The organism is Anaerorhabdus sp., from assembly GCF_036657415.1.
Taxonomy (GTDB): domain Bacteria; phylum Bacillota_I; class Bacilli_A; order Erysipelotrichales; family Erysipelotrichaceae; genus Anaerorhabdus.
In genome coordinates this window covers 1-18,968 of sequence record NZ_JAVXGL010000013.1, presented here as the reverse complement: position 1 = coordinate 18,968, position 18,968 = coordinate 1, and the positions used below count along the sequence as shown (strand labels likewise).

The following is an 18,968-nucleotide window of genomic DNA, read 5'->3' as shown; positions in this document are numbered from 1 at the left end:
CAACTTTCTGCTATATAATTAATAGTGAGGTATAACATATGTCAACAGAGCGCTTATTTAAGATTATCAATCGATTGATGGATGAAAAAAAAGTATCTGCCAAAGATCTAGCAGAAGATTTTGAAGTGTCCGTAAGAACGATTTATCGGGACATTGATGCACTTACTTTGGCTGGGATTCCAGTGTATGCAACACAAGGAAAAGGTGGTGGGATATCACTTATGGAAGGCTATGTTTTAAATAAAACATTACTTTCATCAAGTGAACAAGATAAAATTCTCATGGCTTTAGAAAACATTCAAGTCACATCAAATCAAGTAGATGATTTAATTTTAAAATTAAAGAGTTTATTTCAAAAAGGTGGTAAAGATTGGATTCAAGTTGATTTGGGTGGTTGGGGAATGGATAAAGAAGAAACCCAAAAATTTGATATTTTAAGAGAGGCAATCCTCTCAAAAAGATATATAAAATTAAATTATTATGATGCAGTAAGTAATTTGACTGAACGTATAGTGAAACCGGCAAGACTTGTATTCAAGGGAAAATCTTGGTATCTACAAGCATATTGTGAATTGAAACAAGACTATCGAACATTCAAGTTATTTCGAATACAAAAGGCAATTATGTTAGATGAACAATTTGAAGAAAATTTAATTCCACCGGAGATAGAATCTGATACTTTCTGTGCCTTAAAGGAAATTACATTTAAGGCAGGCAAAGGACAGCGAATAAGAATTTATGAAGAATTTCATCGTGATGATATAGAAGAATATGAAGAATATATGCTTGTTAAGACGAAGCTACCTGTTGATCAATGGTTGCTTGGCTATATTTTGTCTTTTGGTGGTGGCATTGAGGTAATCGAACCAAAAGAGGTAAGAGATTTTATAAAAATAGAAATAGAAAAATTAAATAAAATCTATAAATAGAGGAGGATAATATGACAGCGGTAGATTATAAAAAGTTAGAAAAACAATATTATATACCAAAGACAAAACCAGAAATTATTCAAATTCCAAAAATGAAATTCTTAATGGTGGATGGAAAGGGAAATCCCAATACATCAAAAGAATATAGTGAAGCGTTGGAAATACTTTATGGATTATCATATGCCATTAAAATGACAAAGATGTCTGGTAACACACCGGAAGGATATTTTGATTATGTGGTTTTGCCACTAGAAGGATTATGGTGGACAGAGAATGAGGAATTCAAAGGAGAAGGGTTTCTAAATAAGGACAATTTTCTTTGGACTTCAATGATACGCCAACCGGATTTTGTAACACCAGAAGTACTAGAAAAAGCAAAAGAAGTTTTATTGAAAAAGAAACCACAACTTGATATTTCAAAAGTTCGACTTGTTGAATTCGAAGAAGGTCTATGCGCTCAAATTCTACATTTAGGTCCCTATGATGATGAGCCAGCAACAATCGCAAAACTTGTAGATTTTGTAAATGAGTCAGGATATGTGGAAGATTTTGAAATACGTAAGCATCATGAAATTTATTTAGGTGATCCACGTAAGACAAAACCAGAAAATTTAAAAACGGTTATCCGTCATCCGGTTAAAAAATAAATGTGGAATAAAGAAGATAGTAATCAAGAACCATGTTTGTATGATTATAGCGAATATGTGCGTAATAAAAATTGGGATGATTTTATTAACTATATGATAGCAGAATATGAGATTAAACCTATTTTTGAATTCAGTAAATGTTGTCCTTATGGTTGGAATATTAGTTTTAAGAAATCAGGGAGGGCATTATGTCGTTGTTATCCGTTGGATGGATACTTCATTGTTCTTGTGGTAGTAGGTCAAAAAGAAAAAATGCAATTTGAAACTGAATATAAGACATTTACTCCATATATGCAAAATTTATATGAAAATACACAGGAAGGCATGGGACAGAAATGGCTTATGATTGAAGTGGAAGATCAGGAAATAATTAATGATATTAAACGTTGCATAGACATACGGTATAAAAGAAAATAGCACTAAATGAAGTGCTATTTTTTACTGCTGACTAAGCTATGGGGTAACAAATTTCAGTCACAAACTTAGTTGGATCATTGGTTTGCGAAAAACCAACATGATAGATAGAAAAATCAGGTCCGCAAATTTCTAGACCATGTTCAGAAATCCAATTTGCAATATGAATGCATACTTCAGTAATATGCTCATAACCACCATTATAGGTTACAGAAGCAACCTTAACGGATGGAATTTCTTTAAACTTAATTGTTGGAGTATCACTATACTTTCCTTCAACAGCGATTCTAATTTCAACGTCGACATCTTTATCCTTGTAGCCATCATCATAGAATACAGCCATACATGTACTGTCATTTGGAATATTTACGTTCAAATTATTTTCATGAATTTCACGCATTAATTCCTTCCAAAGTAAACCTTCATCTTGATAAGTTGGAATGATAGCACGTTTACACATCATCATCTTTCCAGGTATTTCTTTAACTTCAACTTGATAATTCATTAATGTATCCTCCTGTTTAATTTTATCAATGGTTTTTGTCAAAGAATCAATTTTTTCTATAAGTGTTGTCTGTTCATCTCGTAACTCTTCAAGATGGATTTTAAGATAATCTACAATATCTTTTCCATCTTGATAAGTTGATAGTACTTTTCGTATTTTATTTGTAGTAAATCCAAGATAGCTTAAGTAATGAATGTGTAACGCAGTCATGAGTTGCGTTGCTTCGTAATACCGATAACCATTTTCTTTAACTTCACTTGGTTTCAATAGGCCTTGTTCATCATAAAAACGAAGCATTCTAATACTGATGTGAGACAATTTAGAAAAGTCTGAAATCTTTAACATGGGAGGTCCTCCTTGAGCTCATCTTTAGTTTAAAGTATATCATTATGGTAGAGTCAAGTAATAAATAAAAAAAGATTTCGATTGAAATCTTTTAAGGTTTTAAGTAGATTCTTAGAATTATTAATTTGATTCTTTTATTGATAAATTAGTTGCCAAGTCACATTAAAGCGATCGGTAATCCAAGCACATTTTTTAATCATTGAACTTGAAGTTTCAACAGGTTCAGGTCCCATTAAAACAGTTCCATCTTTTGCGAGTGCTTCAAACAATTTGTCAAACTCATTTTCACTATCGCAATCATAATAGAATGATGTTGCCCATGAAGTTTGTGGACAGTATTCTTTTTCCATATCCATAGCCATGAACTGAAGCCCATTGATTTCAAATACTGCAGTTAATACTTCTCCTTCAACACCACGGTCACCTTTTTCAAAATAGGCAATCGAGATAATTTGCGAATTTGGGAATTGTTGAGTATAGAATTCTACTGCTTCTTTTGCTTGACCACAAAATGTAATAAAAGGGACTACTTTAGGTTCATTTGTTTTCATTTTAAAAACCTCTTTTCTTTATATTCATCGTAGTAAATAAAAAAGAAGAAAGCCATTAAAGTGCTTTCAACTTTTAAATACTTTGAATATAAATTTGGCAAACATTTTTTTCATCCCATAATTTTGGAAAAGCCTCTAGTTCTTTGAATCCAAGATGTTGATAAAATTGGTTTGTTTTATCATAGTAAGAATAAATACCTTGTTTGACAGTTTTAACTTGAATAAATGAATAATTTTTTTCTTTGGCATATGATTTGAAAGCCTCAAAAAGTTGTGTACCAATTTTCCTACCATGATAATTTGGAAGTACTCCGATAACATAAATTTCACATGTGTAAGGACTAGTTTCTTTTAATGAAATGAAGCCAACAGTTTGTTCATTCTCAGAGGCTATCCAAAAAGGATACTGACGTGAGTCAATTGCATATTCATCAATAGCTTCTTGAATACCAAACCAATCTGGTAATTGATCTAAGATTGAACGTGTAATACATTCTTTTTGATCTTCATTTTTAATTTCAATAATCATATTAATATTGGATTTGTTTTAAAACTGTATCAGCAGTTTCCTTGTCTTTTAAATTTTCGATAATTTTGCAAGCAAATTCGATTGCAGCTCCTAATCCTTTGCCAGTTATAATATTTCCATCTTGGACAACTTTATCTTCACTTAAAAGAGCACCAGTACATTTGTCTTTAAAAGTAGGGAAACAAGTTGCATGTTTACCATCAAGGATTCCTAAATGTCCAAGGATACTTGGTGCTGCGCAAATTGCGCATAGAAGTTTTCCTTGTTCAGCATGTTTTAAAAGAATTGATGCAAGTCGTTCGTTTGCTTGTAGGTTGGTAGTGCCAGGGAGTCCACCTGGAAGAATAAGGGCATCATATTCACGGAAGTTTGCATCCATAAAGCATTCATCAGCAATTACTTTTACATTGTGAGAACTCAACACTTCCAATTCATCGTTCATTGAAATAATTTCAATTTCAATATTAGCTCTACGTAGTAAATCAACAACTAATAAAGCTTCACATTCTTCAAAACCATTGGCACAAAAGATTGCACATTTCATCGCTTTTACCTCGTTTCTAAACAGCGTTGTATTTTTGATTTTTTATTTGGGATATAGGTGATATTTGCCTCATGCAAGATTTTCTTGAATTCTTCAAGGGTATCTACATCAGGATCGATTAACTCATATTCTATTTCGTAATCAATATTACCATTATATTCATTCTTATCCAGACACAATTCGGCATTTTGTAATTTTACAAGATGACGTGTTGTTACAAGAACGCCTGCCTCTTGAACAGGGGGAATATGGTACTTGTGTAAAATATTTTGAACAGGTGGATATTCGAGAGAAAAGCTAGGTATTTCGAATTCGATTTCTTCATTGCCTCGTACTTCACGAATCTTAAGTGTGAAATAATACTTATCATTAATTTGACGAATTCGCATTGCCATACCACTCCCTCTTAATGATGGAATTGAATCAAGGTATGTGTTTGTTTGGATTATTGTTTCATGGTCTGGGTAAAGATTAAGCAGTCGGTCAAATTGGGATTTGGTGCATAGTGTTTTATACTCTACTTCGAGTTTTGATTGCATAGCTTCACATCCTTCTATGATATAATAGCATACATAAGGACGTGATATCATGAAGACATTTACTATAGTTACTCGCCCAGAGGAAAACTCAAAAAAAGTGGCTGCGTTATTAAAAGAAAAATTAGAAAATAAATTAATATGGGATGAAACGAATCCAGATCTATGTTTTACAGTAGGTGGTGATGGTACCTTTTTGTATGCAGTACATCACTATTTAAATAATTTAGATAAGACACATTTCATAGGAATACATGCAGGAACACTTGGTTTCTTTACCGATTACCGTAATGATGAGATTGAACAATGTATTGAAGATGTAATGACAAAAGAAGTTAAAGTTGTCGAATCACAATTACTTGAAATTACAATTGATAATTCAAAAATGAAAGTCTATGCATTGAATGAAATGCGAGTTGAGAATAGTCGTCGTACACAATTACTAGATATCTATGTCAATGATAAAAAGCTTGAAACCTACCGTGGAACGGGCATTTGTGTTTGTACGCAAATTGGGTCTACTGCTTATAATCGTTCTGTTCAAGGAGCGGTTATTCAAGAAGGATTACCCGTTATTCAAATTGCAGAGATAGCAGGAATTCATCATCGTGAATTTCAATCACTTGGATCACCTATTGTATTAAAAGAAGATTCAATCGTGAAACTGGTAGCAGAAGATTTAAGTGGGGCACTTTTATGTACGGACTCAGATAGTCAATCACTTGATGGTGCACATGAAGTAATATGTCAACTTAGTAAAAAAAGTGTGAAGATGGCAAGGTATCGTGAAGTTTCTTATATTGAAAGATTAAGGAGTTTATTTTAATGGAATGGTTGAAAGAAATTGAAGATTACACACCTTTTGATAAGGAAGAAAAAATCGCAAAGGAAACAATCATTGCATTTTGTATGAAACATCCCAATGTATTGTATCGTGAATGTTTGGATGGACATTTAACAAGCACTGGGTTTGTGGTAAATAAAGAACATAATAAGGTTCTCATGGCTTTCCATAATATTTATCAATCGTATTCTTGGACTGGTGGACATAATGATGGAGATGCTGATTCTAAACATGTAGCGGAAAAAGAAGTTTTGGAAGAAACCGGTTTATCTTCTGTCAAACGCATTTCAAATCTCATTTCATTGGACGATTTACCCGTTCAAGAGCATGTGAAAAATGAACAATTGGTGAAAGAACATCGCCATTATAATCTTACATATTTGTTTGAAGCTGATGAAAATGATAAATTATCAATCAAAGAAGATGAGAATAGTGCCTTAAAATGGATAGATTTTGATGAAATTGAACTTTGGGTTAGTGAAGAAATCATGATAAGTGTATATGAAAAAATAATTAAACGCATTAGGATGGGTGCTTATGAGCACATTGAATAGAAACTATAAAAATGGTATGATAATTTCCGAGGTGATCGTATGAAGAGATGGCATTCATTTTTCGAAGTCTTACAACAACCATTAAAAATGCTTTTTCTTGCGATTCTATTACTAGGGATAGGAAACTTACTGACAAATCCAGTGTTTAATCCATATTGGACAATAAATAATCAATATGTCATCATGTTTGCGGAAGCAATTACAAGAATTGGGATATTTCTTGTGATTTATTTTCCATTCTTTTTCTTCCTGCGTTTAGTGTCAAGAAAAAGTAATGGAATTGTGACGATATTAATAGGTTTACTAGGGTATTTTACCTTTATTATCTTCACAATATTTTTTGCAGGTGAAACATTACCACAAACAGCATTTTCGTCATTGTTTGGTATTTCCTTGCCATCTTCACAATTAACAGCTTTTGCAGGTAAAATACATTATCCAATTCAAACAGGATTGGTCGGTGTTATCATTATTACAATAACCACACGTTTAGCATATCAACAATCGAGAAGTAAATCTTCTTATGGATTGTTTGCCTTTGTGGATCGTGATACTTGGGGGATGTTGTTGAATTTCGTTTATGCAATTGCGGCAGCTTTCCTTGTAAGTTTAGCTTGGAGTTACTTATTTCAAAGTTTAGATCAAATATCAGCATTTATTGCGAGTGATATATCAAATCCAATTAATATCTTCGTTTATGGGGTTATGGATCGTGTCTTATCGGTGTTTGGTCTTGGAAGTTTTATTCGTCAGCCATTTTGGTATGGAAGCTTAGGTGGTTCTTGGATTAATATGGTAGGTGAAAGTGTTGTTGGAGATGTATCTATTTGGACAACAATGGTTGCACAGAATTTAGTTCCAAGTACTGCAGGTCGTTTCATTACTCCTTACTATGTTTTGAATATGTTTGCGGTACCTGGTTTAATTTGGGCTGTTTATTCAATCTATACAGATAAGATGGAAAAAAGAAGAATTCGCTTATTTTTCATACTAGCAACACTAGTATCAATACTAATGGGAACGTTATTGCCATTAGAAATTGCATTAATTCTTATATGTCCACTCTTGTTTGTGTTTCATATCATGTATACGGGTATGTTGTTTGGTTTATTCCAGGCGGCGAAAGTTGCGCTGGGATTTAGTTATACCGGAAATGTAACAGTTGCACTGCCGGGTAATTTATTTGAATTTTTAAACTTTGCACGTAATGCGAACTATAGTCATGTTATCTATACAATTTTGATTGTTGGAGTAGCAAGTTTCCTTATTTATTTCCTAGTGACACGTATCTATTTTAAATACTTGGCATTAGATTTATTCAATAGTGGATCATCTAGGCGCTATGTGGATACAACCATTGAAGCAATGGGTGGTACTGCGAATATCAAAATGCTTCATGCATCAATTAACCGTCTTACTATCCAAGTATTCGATAATTCCAACTTAAAATTATCCATGTTGTCAGAATTAGGTGCTACAAGAATTGTAGAAACTAGAGCGGGTTACTCAATTGATTTTGGTTCAGGCTCTACAATGATTAAACGTGGAATTGAAAAACAATTAAGAGCTGTACAACGTTCAGCTTAAATTATCAAATAATTAAGATATTACGAGGAGGCTTTCAATGAGTGAAAAAACCAACAGCATTCTACCTATAGTATCCGTTGTGATTCGTTATCTGTGTTCATTTGCATGTATTGCAATTGGTGTCTTTATTTGTTTAGGTGGAACTAATTCTTATGTAGGGGCAACAATGGCATTTTCATGCGCTGTACTCGTTTCTCCACTATTAGATTCAATACTTAAAGCATTAAATCTTCGATTAGGAGTTTCTTATCGGGCGGTTCTAGTAATTATTACCGTTTTCTTAGATATCTTTACTTCACAAATGAAATATTGGATTTTAATTAATGTAGGGGTAGTTCTTGTATTTTTTATCATTTTCATTGTGTTATCCAATTTGAATAGAGATAAATATGCTTCAAAATATGATGAAGAAGAAATTGAAGATGAGCCAGAAGTAGTGAAACCTATTAAGAAGCAAAAACCAAAGAAAGAAAGTAAGCTTAAATCACTCTTTCTTGTTGAAGAGGAAGATGAAGATGAGGAAGATGAGGAAGACGAAGAACTTCCACCACTTCCTAAAAAACAAAGAGTTCAAGAACCAATTGAAAGACCAATGGCAAAACCAATTACTAAAGCGCCAATTGCTCAACCACAATATGTTGATGATCATAAAACTGCAGCAGGAAAATTCACAATCTTTGAAGAAGTGGAAGAACCTAAGAAAGAAAAGAGAATTGAGTTATTAAATAGTCCTGAAGCTATGCTTGAATACGCTATTCAACATGGTTATGGCCAAGGCGCAGATGATAATTTAATTAAGTCTTGTTTCAATTTAATTCTTGCTTCACTAAAACCAGATGAAAAAGTATTAATTTGTTTTATGGGTAACAACTTCTCATTGAAAACGGGTGCAAATGAAGGATATTATGGTTATGCTATAACTACAAAACGTCTTATCTTTGCAAGAAAAGGATTTAACGGGCAAACAGTTCAAGCTATATCACTTTCTAAGATTGAAAAAGTATCTGTTAAAAAAGGTACAATAGAAGGTGTGTTACGTGTTCATACAGCTAGTGGAACATTAAGTATAGGTATGGATAATGATACTTGTCTAAAAGTTGGGGCAAGAATTCAACGATTTGCGGATGAAATTGCACGCTTAAAGATGAAATTAGCTACTAGTAAAAAAGTATAACAAAATGAAAACACCTCTTATAGTAGAAGATTTTAACAACTATAGGGGCGTTTTTTTTAATGAAATTAGGGAATAGATTATATAAATGGAAATCATAAGTAAACAAGTGTACTATACAGGTGCTGAAAATTGGAAATTCCAAATATAATCAGCATTGCTAACAAAAGTAAAATAAATTGGTTTTATAGATAATATAATAAATGAGAGGAGGGAAAAATGAAGAACGTTGCATATGTCCGAGTCTCTTCTAAAAGTCAAAACGAAAATCGACAACTCGATGAATTGATTCAATCAGGATTAGAGATTAGTAAAATTTTTATTGATAAACAAAGTGGTGCAGACTTTGATCGACCAGCATATAAAAAAATGGTTCGCTGCTTGAAACCAAAAGATGTTATAGTTATAAAAAGCATTGATCGATTAGGTAGAAATTATCAAGAAATCATGGAACAGTGGAGATTCTTGACAAAAGAATTGAAGGTTCAAATTCATGTTATAGATATGCCAATCTTGAATAGAGGCGAAAATCAAGATTTAATACAACACTTTATTAGTGATCTAGTATTACAATTGCTTTCTTTTGTCGCCGAAAACGAAAGAGAAAATATAAAATCTAGACAGGCGGAGGGCATACGATCTGCAAAAAGTAGAGGTGTGAAATTTGGGCGACCACGACTTAAAGATCCCAAGAATTTAGCAGAAGACATTCTTTTATGGAAAGAAGGAAAGATTTCATTCAAAGAATTGAAGAAGAAATCAGGAATGTCAGAAGCGACATTATATAGAAGAATAAAAAAAATAAAACACATCTAGAATAGACGTGTTTATGAGTGAAATTATCATTAACTACACTTTTTGAAAAAGTATGCATTTACACTATTATTATAATGAAAATAGTATACTGTGTCAATTTACTAGGAATTACTGAATAAATTACATAAAAATAATAATTTTTTAACACTTAAAATGTATTTTATATACTTTTTTTTTGGTTTTATTTGCTATCAAAAAGTGTACTTTTTGATAGCAAATAAAAGAAAGTATATTTTAGAAAATAGTAAGCATTTAAAGGTGAAATTAAAGGGAGAGGTCTCAAGTAAGAATAAACGTATAGATAGAATAAGACTTAGAATATTACGTATTTATAAGAACTTGAGCGTATATGCAGATGAGTTATGGTAGAAAAAAAGAATACACAGACGAAAAGGCATTTAAATTCGATAGCAAAACGGGGACAATAAAAGACTACAATGAGTTAATTGGAGGTTTTAGTGTAGATATTCCCCCGGTAATAAAAGGAATAGCTGTTACGAAGATTGGTGATAAAGCATTTTTTGCGAAACGTATTACGATGGTTTCAATTCCAAGAACAGTCGAAGAAATTGAATCGTATGCCTTTGCGAATAATTTGATAGAGTATATTGATTTTGGGAGTGGAGTCAGTGTTATTGGAGAATATGCTTTCTATAAGAATCGAATCAAAACATTGAAACTACCCACATCAATTTATAGCATTGGTAGTGGTGTGTTTGAAAGTTGTTTAATTTCAGGTGATTTAATATTGCCAGCAACATTAAGAATCATTGGAGAATATGCCTTTAAAAATAATTTAATTAGTAATGTAGAAGTTAGAAGTAATTTAGAATTAAAAGGAAATGGCAAAGTCTTCCAAAATAATATGATTGAAAAGGCTGTATTTACAAAGTTAGTAAAATATATACCTTCTTATATGTTTTATGACTGTCTACTAAGGGCAATAGAATTTAGCGATACAGTTACAACTATTGGTGATCATGCATTTGCCAATAATCGACTTAAAAAAGTAACACTACCAGAACATTTAAAAAAAATTGAAGGATATGCCTTTTCATCAAATTCACTGTGTGAATTATCAATTCCCAAAAGTGTGGATACGTTAGGAAACTGTATTATATGGATACAAAGCCGGGCAATTGATAACAAAAATTTATCAAAGTGCAGATTAGAAAATAATAAAATTATTATAAGTCTTTCACAAATACATTCTGATATTCAAACTGACAATATTAGTGATTTAATTTGGGCAATTAGAGAAAATTCTGACGAAGCGATTCTTTGTAAGGAAAGCAATGAAATTATTATTGATTTGAGCAATGGGAAAGAAAACTATATTAAAGCGGACACAAAAGATAAATTCAATGTAATTTTTGATTATTATATAGGAAACAATCGAGTAAAAAGTAATGGATGTAATATGATTTCATTAATTTTTAAAATTGAAGAAATCAATGGGATTGAAGATTTATAAAAAATATTTATCTTGATATTCAAATATAAAAGTTAGCTGAATATAATTATAGTGCCCTTCTTGTTAAGTAGTAGTTATCAATTGATAGCTACTGCTTATTTTATGTGCATAAAAAGGTGAATTAGGTATAAATTCTAAAAATAAGATAATAATATAGATAAATACAAATATAATAGATTATGATAATATGCTACAATTTCAATGTTTATGGTAGACAAAATGAGAATACTTGTACTTGTGAGTGGTGAAAAAAACAAAGGAAATACAAAAAGAATCGTTGATGCGTTTTTATGTGGGCTGAAGAAGGGTAATCATGATATCAAGTGTATCAATCTTTGCGAAGTTCAAATAAATCCATGTAAAGACTGCAATGCATGTGTTTATCTAAAAGATAAATTTTGTGTTCAAGAAGATGGGCTGAATGAAATCTTAGATGAGATAATGCAAAGTGATTGTATTGTATTTGCTTCACCAATTTATTTTAGTTTCTTTAGTGGAACGATGAAATTGTTGATTGATCGGTTCCATGCAATAGGTAAAAAATACAACTATGATTATCCAAAGAAGAAATTCATAGTTTTAGCAACAGCTGCTGGTGATGGCAGTTCATTTAATTTGTTAAAAACATTTATTAATGAAATTTTTATTGAACATATGAAGTGGGAAGAACTTGCTTTTTATGGTGTTTCAAATTGTAAATTTAATGATGATTTTATATCAAAAGAGAATGATTTAATGGCAATAGAAGAGATTGGCGAAAAATTGAGGAGAAAAGATGAATAAAGTTAAAGTTGCAATAATCGGTCCAGGTAACATCGGGACAGACTTAATGTATAAAGTAATGAAGAATGATTACTTAGAAATGAAAATGATGGTGGGTATTGTAGAATCTGAAGGAATCAAAAGAGCGCAAAGCCTTGGGTTTGAAACATCATTGAATGGTATTGAAGATATTATTAAAGACGATGAAATCAAAATTGTCTTTGATGCGACAAGTGCGAAGGCACATATGAAAAATGCCCCTTTATTAAAAGCAGCAAATAAAATTGTACTTGATATGACACCTGCTGCAGTAGGTTCTTATGTTGTTCCATGTGTAAATTTAGATCAATTAACAGATGAAGATAATTTTAATATGGTTACATGTGGTGGACAAGCTACGGTACCTATTGCCTATGCTATACATCGTGCAGCAGAAAGTGAATACACTGAAATTGTATCTTGTATTTCTTCAAAGAGTGCAGGACCTGGTACAAGAGCAAACATTGATGAATTTACTGAAACGACATCAAATGCGTTGGAAAAAATTGGTGGAGCTAAAAAAGGGAAAGCGATTATTATTTTAAATCCTGCAGAGCCTCCAATTATTATGACTAATACAATTTATTCAATTGTAAAAAATCCGGATTTGGAAAAAATTACAGCCTCTGTACATGATATTGTTAAACAAATTCAAAAATATGTACCTGGTTATCGTTTAAGAACTGAACCAATGATTTCGGGCAATAAAGTAACAGTAATTGTTGAAGTAGAAGGTGCAGGAGACTTTTTACCAACATATTCAGGTAATTTAGATATTATCAATTCTGCAGCAATTGAGGTTGCAGAAAAGATTGCGAAAGAAAGGTTTGGTAAATAAAGATGTTGAAAGTAGTTGATACGACATTGCGTGATGGTAGTCATGCAGTAAGTCATAGTTATACAGTAGAACAAGTAAGAAGTGTTGCAGCAGCACTTGATGAAGCAGGCGTAGATATTATTGAAATAAGCCATGGTGATGGTTTAGCAGGTTCATCAATTAATTATGGATTTTCGACAACAGATGAATTAGAACTTGTAAAAGCAGCAAGTGAAGTTGTGAAGAATGCCCAAATCGGAGTGTTACTTTTACCAGGAATTGGTACAATTGTAGATTTAGAAAAAGCATATGAAGCAGGTGCTAGAGTTGTAAGAATCGCAACACACGTTACGGAAGCAGATGTAGCAATTGAACACATAAAATATGCTAAAGAAAAAGGAATGTTTACGGTTGGGTTTTTAATGATGGTGCATATGGCATCGCCAGAAAAAATAGTTGAACAAGCAAAGATATTTGAAGAAAATGGTGTTGATTATATCAATCTAGCAGATTCAGCAGGACACTTAACACCGAATGAAGTTAAAGAAAGAATTGAAGCTGTTAAAGCAGCATGTCATGTACCAGTAGGATTTCATGCACACAATAACTTAGGTTTAGCGATTGCAAATTCAATCACTGCAATTGAAAGTGGTGTTGATTATATTGATGCAACGTGTTGTGGACTTGGTGCAGGTGCTGGTAACTGTCAGTTAGAAGTATTAAGTGCTGTTTTAAATCGTTTAAATATTGAAAACAAACTAGATTTCAAGAAATTATTAGTAGCATCAGAAGATATTGTACGTCCACTTCTTCAACGTCCTCAACAAATTGATGCGGCTGCACTAATGCTTGGTTATGCAGGTGTTTATTCAAGTTTCTTATTACATGCTAAACGTGCTGCAGATACATATGGTATTACAGTTGTAGATATCTTAGAGGAATTAGGAAAAAGAAAAATGGTAGGTGGACAAGAAGATATGATTGTCGATGTAGCATACCATCTTGCTAATAAATAAAACAAGCCTTAGGGCTTGTTTTTTATAGAAAAGTTCTACTTCGAATTTTATATTTATTTCTAAACTCAGTTGGGGTGACATGCTCCAACTTTTTAAAACAAGTATTAAAGTGAGCGATGGTATTAAAACCACATGAACTTGCGATATCAATAATTAGTTCTTCCGTATCAAGTAATAATAGCTTTGCTTGATTGATTCTCGTGGTAATTAAGAAATCAGTTAATGAAATACCAACCTTCTTTTTGAAACAGTGACTTAAATAACTGGGATTTACATAATACTGTTTTGCTATGGTATCTAGTGATATTTGTTGACTATAATTATTCTCAATTGTAGTTTTTACGTGTTCAATTAAATTTGCTTTGGTAGTAACTTTCTTAGTTTCATCTTCAAATGTCGTTAAATTATAAATTCTTGCGATGTAGACAATTAATGAAGCTAAGGTATTTTGAATGATAAATAAAGATAATGGTTTAATATCCTGATATTCATTCGCGATGATATCTAGGAAAGGATAAATACCATGATTATTCGCACTTGAAAGAGTTAGGCATGTACAGTAATTAATCTTATCAGCGAAGGGTTGAAGAAATTGAATTGCTTGTGAAAATGTTTTACGATCTTCCAGTAAATTTGATTTAAAGTGTATTTCTGTTATTGTACAAACAATTTTAGTGGTAGGAGTAATTGATAATTCAGTCTCTTTCGAGAGTAAAAAAATGGAATGTGGAAGAAAGATATCAATCGTTTGATTTTGTATATATTTGCCTGTTCCACTATTAATATAGACGACAGAAAAATCAAAAGACTTTGTTTTTATTATTGTTCTTTCTTTGATTGTTTGGGTATTTATGTAGAAATTTTCGTTCATCGTTATAAATCCTCCCCAAGGACAGTTTACACCAATATTGGACAAAATAGAATAATAATATAAAAAAATAACATTATAATAAATCATATCATCATGCTATTATGAAGGCACAAGAAACAAGTATTCAATAATAGGAGGAAAAAATGAAAAAGAAAATTATTGGTTTGTTAGCCATAGTTGTAGCTTTCTCAACGCTTCTTGCAGGGTGTGGTGAGAAAAAGGCAACTTGGACAGATGGCGATGGAGTCATCGATGGTGACCTAGTATTCTGGACGCAACAAACAGAACCTTGGTTAAACTATTTTGGACCAGCATTAGAACGTTTTAAAGAAGCTTACCCAGATGTAAATGTGAAGGTTGAATATTTCCCTGAATTTGCAGACAAGGTAAACCAAGCTTTCTCCGCAGGTGAAGAACCAGATGTAATACAAACATGGCAATCAGTTGTTGACTGGGCTAAAGCAGGAAAAGTTGTTGAAGTTCCAGAAGATGTAATTACAAAATCAGAGCTTGAATCAGTTTATTACGAAGCAGCATTAAAGAACAAAATGTATGATGGCAAATATTATGCAATACCATCAGAAATCAATGTTGAATCTCCATTACTTTATGTAAATATGGATATTCTTGAAAAAGAAGGAATTTCACTTCCTGAAGGTTGGGTTGAAAACAACGGACCTAAAGATTTCAAAGAATTATTAGATTTCGCAAATCAATTAGTGGTTAAAGATACAAATGGTGGAATCATTCGTGGTGGACTAGCTTACACTTATGCACAATGGGAAGCAAACTTCTTATCATTAATTCTTCAATACGGAGGAGATTACCGTGATGAAGCTAATATGCAAGTACACTTTGTAACTCCAGAAGCTAAAAAAGCAGCAGAAACATTATTAAAATATAGCCAAGGACCAGAAGCAGTATGTTTCGATGGTGAACCTCGTTATACACAATTCACTCAAGGTGCAGCTGTTATGACAGTAGGAGCTCCTTGGTATGCTGGATCATTCGCAATTGATATGGAAGGTGTAAATCTTCAAGTATTCAATATGCCAGCTTGGGTTGAAGGAGCAGATCCAATTAGTATCGGTACTGGTGGCTGGGGCTACACAGTAACTGAAAAGAGCAAAAACAAAGAAGCGGCATGGGCATTCATGAAATTCATGACAAGTGCTGAAGAAACTGGTGAATGGGCATACGTAACAGGAGCAATTCCAGCACGTAGCGATTCATTAGCTGATTTAGAATATGATCCAAATGTAGGAGATGTAAATAAAGCAATCGTTATCGCAAAAGAGATTCTTCCATTTGCTGAAGAAGATGGAGCTTATATGCAAACATCAAGTACATTAATATACACAATTATAAGAGAAAAACTAAATCAATTAATGGTTGATGGAGACATAGATGCATTCCTAAAAGCCGTCGAAGATGAAGGTAATGCGATGATTCAAGAGAATTTAAGTCGCTAATAGAACAGAAATTCGGAGGAATGAGTCATCATTCCTCCTTGTTTTATAAGAGGTACATATGATAGAGAAAAATAGTAGTGAATTATTTTTAAAAACAATCACAAAAGATAAAAGAACACTGGAAATGTTTAGATTTTTAGTCAATAACTCAATGATTCGTGTCATAAACTACCATAACACAGATGCGATTAACAGTGAGCGATTTGAAACGGAGATAAAATATTTCAGTGAAAACTTTCACCCAGTAACAATTGAAGATCTCGATAACTTCTTTAAAACAAAGAAGTGGCCCTTTACTAAACCAGGATGTATTCCTGCCATCTTTGAAGGATATCGAAGTCATATAGATACTTATGCAAAAATTCTTGATAAGTATAATTTTGTTGGATGGTTCTATATACCAAGTTTCTTCATGGATATTCCAGCAAAAGATCAAATTGATTTCTGCCACAATCATCGTTTAAGAATTTCAACAGTTCATGGATACGAAGATGGACGCGTTGCGATGAATGAAGAAGAAATCAAAAAACTAAGTGAAAAACATGTAATATGTTGCCACACAGGAACGCATTATGAATTAAAACCAAATGCAACAGAAGAAGAGCTTCGACATGAAATTGTAGATGCAAAAAGAAAACTTGAACAAGTTACAGGCAAGTCATGTGATGTCTTCTGTTGGTTAGCTGGAGAAGATTATGCACATAGTGCTTGGGCACATAAGTATTTAGAAGAAGCAGGATATAAATACGTAGTTAGTAATTTAAAAATAGAAAAAATTAAATAAAGAAGAGGTACCTAGATGAAAGATATGATTGATGTTTTAAAAGAAATTTACGGTGAAGATTTTTCAAAATATGAAGATGTTATGGAATATTGTGATAAACGTGTAACAGCGGATGAAGGTATTCCAGCAATTATTGGATTAGATGATTTAACGGCAGATCGTGACGTTGTTTATGAAGGCGCTAAAATGGAAAGTGATTTCAACATTACAATGGCTTTAGGCGCAATGGTATTTGAAAGTTTATATGCAAAACAAAGCAAAGAAAAATTAGGAAATTATCCAGCAATTGCACCTGCAATGAGTGCTGTAGCTGAAATGTACTTTCATCAAAAAGAAAATGGTGAAACAGTGCAATATCGTGATGTAATCAGAAAACATTTAGATAAAAAGGTGAATCATGAGTAGACCGGAAGAATTTTTAAAAACAATTTGTAAAGATAAAAGAACATTAGAAATGTTTCGCTACTTAGTTAATAATTCATTTCTACGCGTTGTAAATTATCACAATACAAATTTAATTGATAAAGATCGATTTGAAGATGAAATTAAATATTTTAGTGAAAATTTTGTACCTGTTTCAATGGATGATTTAGATACATACTTTGAGACAAGAGTTTGGCCTTATGACAAGCCAGGAATTATTTTAGGAATCTTTGAAGGATTTAGAAATCATTATGATATTTTATTACCAATATTAAATAAATATAAAATGCGTTCATGGTTCTACATTCCAAGTTTCTTCTTGGACATTCCAGTAGCACAACAACTTGATTTCACAAAAACACATGAGTTAACAATTACTTGTCCGAAGATGTATGAGGATGGTCGTTATGCATTGACATGGGATGAGTTAAGAGAAATTGCTAAAGACCATGAAATTTGTTGTCACACAGGGACACACTATCAAATTACAACATCAACACCAGATGATTTGATGGAGTATGAAATTGTATTAGCTAAAAAACGTCTTGAAGATGAAATTGGACGTGAAGTAAAAGTGTTCTGTTGGTTATATGCAGAAGAATATAGTTTCAATAAAAAGGCACATAAGCATCTAGCAAAATCCGGCTTTACATATGTTATGAGTAATCTAAAATTAGAAAAAATAAAGTAGGGTATTCAAATGAGAAGAAGTGAAAAAATACTACAAAGACCAGACTTCAGTTTCAATCGTTCGGTATATAAATCAATGGGATTTTCAAATAATGATTTGAGAAAACCAATGATTGGTATTGCGAACAGTTGGAGTGAACTTGTGCCTGGTAGTTATTCGTTAAAAAATGTTGGAGAAGCTGTAAAGCGTGGAATTCTAGCGGCAGGTGGAACACCAGTTGAGTTTGGCATTATCGGCGCATGTGATGGTACAGCACAAGGTAATGAAGGAATGAAATACATTCTACCAACCCGTGATTGCATTGCGAATGATGTTGAAACAATGGTACAAGCACATCAGCTAGATGGCATTGTTTTATTGGGATCTTGCGATAAGATTGTGCCAGGTTTATTGATGGCTGCAGCTCGATTAGATTTACCAGCAATTGTTGTTCCTGCTGGACCGATGCTTGGAGGTCGTGAGTTTGATGGAAGACCTTCGGACTTAACATCGATGTCTGAAGGATGTGGCATGTTGAAAGCGGGTAAAATCGGTGAAGATGAATTAAATGATTTGGAAGATAGTTGCGGTCCAACATGTGGTTCATGTTCATTCTATGGCACTGCAAACACAATGTGTTGCGTTGCAGAAGCACTAGGTATGGTATT

23 protein-coding genes are annotated in these 18,968 nt (G+C 32.6%); 17 read left to right on the top strand and 6 right to left on the bottom strand.

Annotated features, from left to right (window positions below; translation table 11 throughout):
* Nucleotides 1-38 precede the first annotated feature (38 nt).
* Genes RSB60_RS03245 through RSB60_RS03235 form a run of 3 tightly spaced genes read left to right on the top strand, consistent with a single transcriptional unit; the run spans nucleotide 39 to nucleotide 1,993 of the window.
* Nucleotides 39-929 (top strand): helix-turn-helix transcriptional regulator, encoded by an 891-nt coding sequence (locus tag RSB60_RS03245; RefSeq protein ID WP_323382147.1) that lies wholly within the window; start codon nucleotides 39-41, stop codon nucleotides 927-929.
* Between the two features lie 11 nt (nucleotides 930-940).
* The gene (locus RSB60_RS03240) at nucleotides 941-1,576 is read left to right on the top strand and encodes a GyrI-like domain-containing protein (protein WP_332614509.1); all 636 of its coding nucleotides are present in this window, start codon (nucleotides 941-943) and stop codon (nucleotides 1,574-1,576) included.
* A complete protein-coding gene (locus RSB60_RS03235) occupies nucleotides 1,577-1,993 on the top strand; it encodes a DUF3788 domain-containing protein (RefSeq protein WP_323382145.1) in 417 nt (138 codons plus the stop codon).
* A 31-nt stretch (nucleotides 1,994-2,024) separates the two neighbouring features.
* Here the strand turns inward: RSB60_RS03235 and RSB60_RS03230 are convergent, their stop codons facing one another.
* The 5 genes from RSB60_RS03230 to RSB60_RS03210 form a co-directional block, all read right to left on the bottom strand.
* Nucleotides 2,025-2,840 (bottom strand): MerR family transcriptional regulator, encoded by an 816-nt coding sequence (locus RSB60_RS03230; RefSeq protein WP_323382144.1) that lies wholly within the window; start codon nucleotides 2,838-2,840, stop codon nucleotides 2,025-2,027.
* 134 nt (nucleotides 2,841-2,974) lie between these two features.
* Nucleotides 2,975-3,391: a VOC family protein gene (locus RSB60_RS03225; protein WP_323382143.1), complete on the bottom strand. Its 417-nt coding sequence runs from the start codon at nucleotides 3,389-3,391 to the stop codon at nucleotides 2,975-2,977.
* A 73-nt stretch (nucleotides 3,392-3,464) separates the two neighbouring features.
* Entirely contained in the window at nucleotides 3,465-3,920 is a 456-nt protein-coding gene (locus RSB60_RS03220) for a GNAT family N-acetyltransferase (protein WP_323382142.1), read from the bottom strand.
* Nucleotide 3,921: 1 nt separating this feature from the next.
* Entirely contained in the window at nucleotides 3,922-4,464 is a 543-nt protein-coding gene (locus RSB60_RS03215) for a DJ-1 family glyoxalase III (protein ID WP_332491122.1), read from the bottom strand.
* A gap of 5 nt (nucleotides 4,465-4,469) precedes the next feature.
* Complete coding sequence (locus RSB60_RS03210) at nucleotides 4,470-5,003, bottom strand: CYTH domain-containing protein (RefSeq protein ID WP_323382140.1); 534 nt, start codon at nucleotides 5,001-5,003, stop codon at nucleotides 4,470-4,472.
* Nucleotides 5,004-5,052: 49 nt separating this feature from the next.
* Here RSB60_RS03210 and RSB60_RS03205 point away from each other — a divergent pair, with 49 nt between their 5' ends.
* The 9 genes from RSB60_RS03205 to dmpG all read left to right on the top strand — a co-directional run bounded on the left by RSB60_RS03205 (nucleotide 5,053) and on the right by dmpG (nucleotide 14,080).
* A complete protein-coding gene (locus RSB60_RS03205) occupies nucleotides 5,053-5,826 on the top strand; it encodes an NAD kinase (protein WP_323382139.1) in 774 nt (257 codons plus the stop codon).
* Entirely contained in the window at nucleotides 5,826-6,398 is a 573-nt protein-coding gene (locus RSB60_RS03200; protein WP_332614505.1) for an NUDIX hydrolase, read from the top strand. The genes RSB60_RS03205 and RSB60_RS03200 overlap by 1 nt, the downstream gene beginning before the upstream one ends.
* 39 nt (nucleotides 6,399-6,437) lie before the next feature.
* A complete protein-coding gene (locus tag RSB60_RS03195; RefSeq protein WP_323382137.1) occupies nucleotides 6,438-7,985 on the top strand; it encodes a hypothetical protein in 1,548 nt (515 codons plus the stop codon).
* Nucleotides 7,986-8,022: 37 nt separating this feature from the next.
* Nucleotides 8,023-9,159, top strand: a complete 1,137-nt coding sequence (locus tag RSB60_RS03190) for a PH domain-containing protein (RefSeq protein ID WP_323382136.1) — start codon at nucleotides 8,023-8,025, stop codon at nucleotides 9,157-9,159.
* A gap of 216 nt (nucleotides 9,160-9,375) precedes the next feature.
* Nucleotides 9,376-9,972 (top strand): recombinase family protein, encoded by a 597-nt coding sequence (locus RSB60_RS03185; protein ID WP_323382135.1) that lies wholly within the window; start codon nucleotides 9,376-9,378, stop codon nucleotides 9,970-9,972.
* Between the two features lie 355 nt (nucleotides 9,973-10,327).
* A complete protein-coding gene (locus tag RSB60_RS03180) occupies nucleotides 10,328-11,446 on the top strand; it encodes a leucine-rich repeat domain-containing protein (protein WP_332614503.1) in 1,119 nt (372 codons plus the stop codon).
* Nucleotides 11,447-11,665: 219 nt separating this feature from the next.
* The gene (locus RSB60_RS03175) at nucleotides 11,666-12,229 is read left to right on the top strand and encodes a flavodoxin family protein (protein ID WP_332614502.1); all 564 of its coding nucleotides are present in this window, start codon (nucleotides 11,666-11,668) and stop codon (nucleotides 12,227-12,229) included.
* Nucleotides 12,222-13,085: an acetaldehyde dehydrogenase (acetylating) gene (locus RSB60_RS03170; protein WP_323382131.1), complete on the top strand. Its 864-nt coding sequence runs from the start codon at nucleotides 12,222-12,224 to the stop codon at nucleotides 13,083-13,085. The genes RSB60_RS03175 and RSB60_RS03170 overlap by 8 nt, the downstream gene beginning before the upstream one ends.
* A 2-nt stretch (nucleotides 13,086-13,087) precedes the next feature.
* Entirely contained in the window at nucleotides 13,088-14,080 is a 993-nt protein-coding gene (gene dmpG, locus RSB60_RS03165) for a 4-hydroxy-2-oxovalerate aldolase (RefSeq protein WP_323382130.1), read from the top strand.
* Nucleotides 14,081-14,102: 22 nt separating this feature from the next.
* On the opposite strand, the gene RSB60_RS03160 is transcribed toward dmpG, so the two are convergent.
* Entirely contained in the window at nucleotides 14,103-14,951 is an 849-nt protein-coding gene (locus RSB60_RS03160; protein ID WP_323382129.1) for a helix-turn-helix domain-containing protein, read from the bottom strand.
* Between the two features lie 143 nt (nucleotides 14,952-15,094).
* Here RSB60_RS03160 and RSB60_RS03155 point away from each other — a divergent pair, with 143 nt between their 5' ends.
* The 5 genes from RSB60_RS03155 to RSB60_RS03135 form a co-directional block, all read left to right on the top strand.
* Nucleotides 15,095-16,423, top strand: coding sequence for an ABC transporter substrate-binding protein (locus RSB60_RS03155; RefSeq protein WP_323382128.1), 1,329 nt, complete (start codon nucleotides 15,095-15,097; stop codon nucleotides 16,421-16,423).
* A 58-nt stretch (nucleotides 16,424-16,481) separates the two neighbouring features.
* Complete coding sequence (locus RSB60_RS03150) at nucleotides 16,482-17,207, top strand: polysaccharide deacetylase family protein (protein WP_323382127.1); 726 nt, start codon at nucleotides 16,482-16,484, stop codon at nucleotides 17,205-17,207.
* Nucleotides 17,208-17,222: 15 nt separating this feature from the next.
* Nucleotides 17,223-17,612, top strand: a complete 390-nt coding sequence (locus tag RSB60_RS03145; RefSeq protein WP_332614501.1) for a hypothetical protein — start codon at nucleotides 17,223-17,225, stop codon at nucleotides 17,610-17,612.
* The gene (locus tag RSB60_RS03140) at nucleotides 17,605-18,321 is read left to right on the top strand and encodes a polysaccharide deacetylase family protein (protein WP_323382125.1); all 717 of its coding nucleotides are present in this window, start codon (nucleotides 17,605-17,607) and stop codon (nucleotides 18,319-18,321) included. The genes RSB60_RS03145 and RSB60_RS03140 overlap by 8 nt, the downstream gene beginning before the upstream one ends.
* A 9-nt stretch (nucleotides 18,322-18,330) precedes the next feature.
* A partial coding sequence (locus RSB60_RS03135; protein ID WP_332614500.1) for a dihydroxy-acid dehydratase domain-containing protein occupies nucleotides 18,331-18,968 on the top strand: 638 nt, incomplete at its 3' end.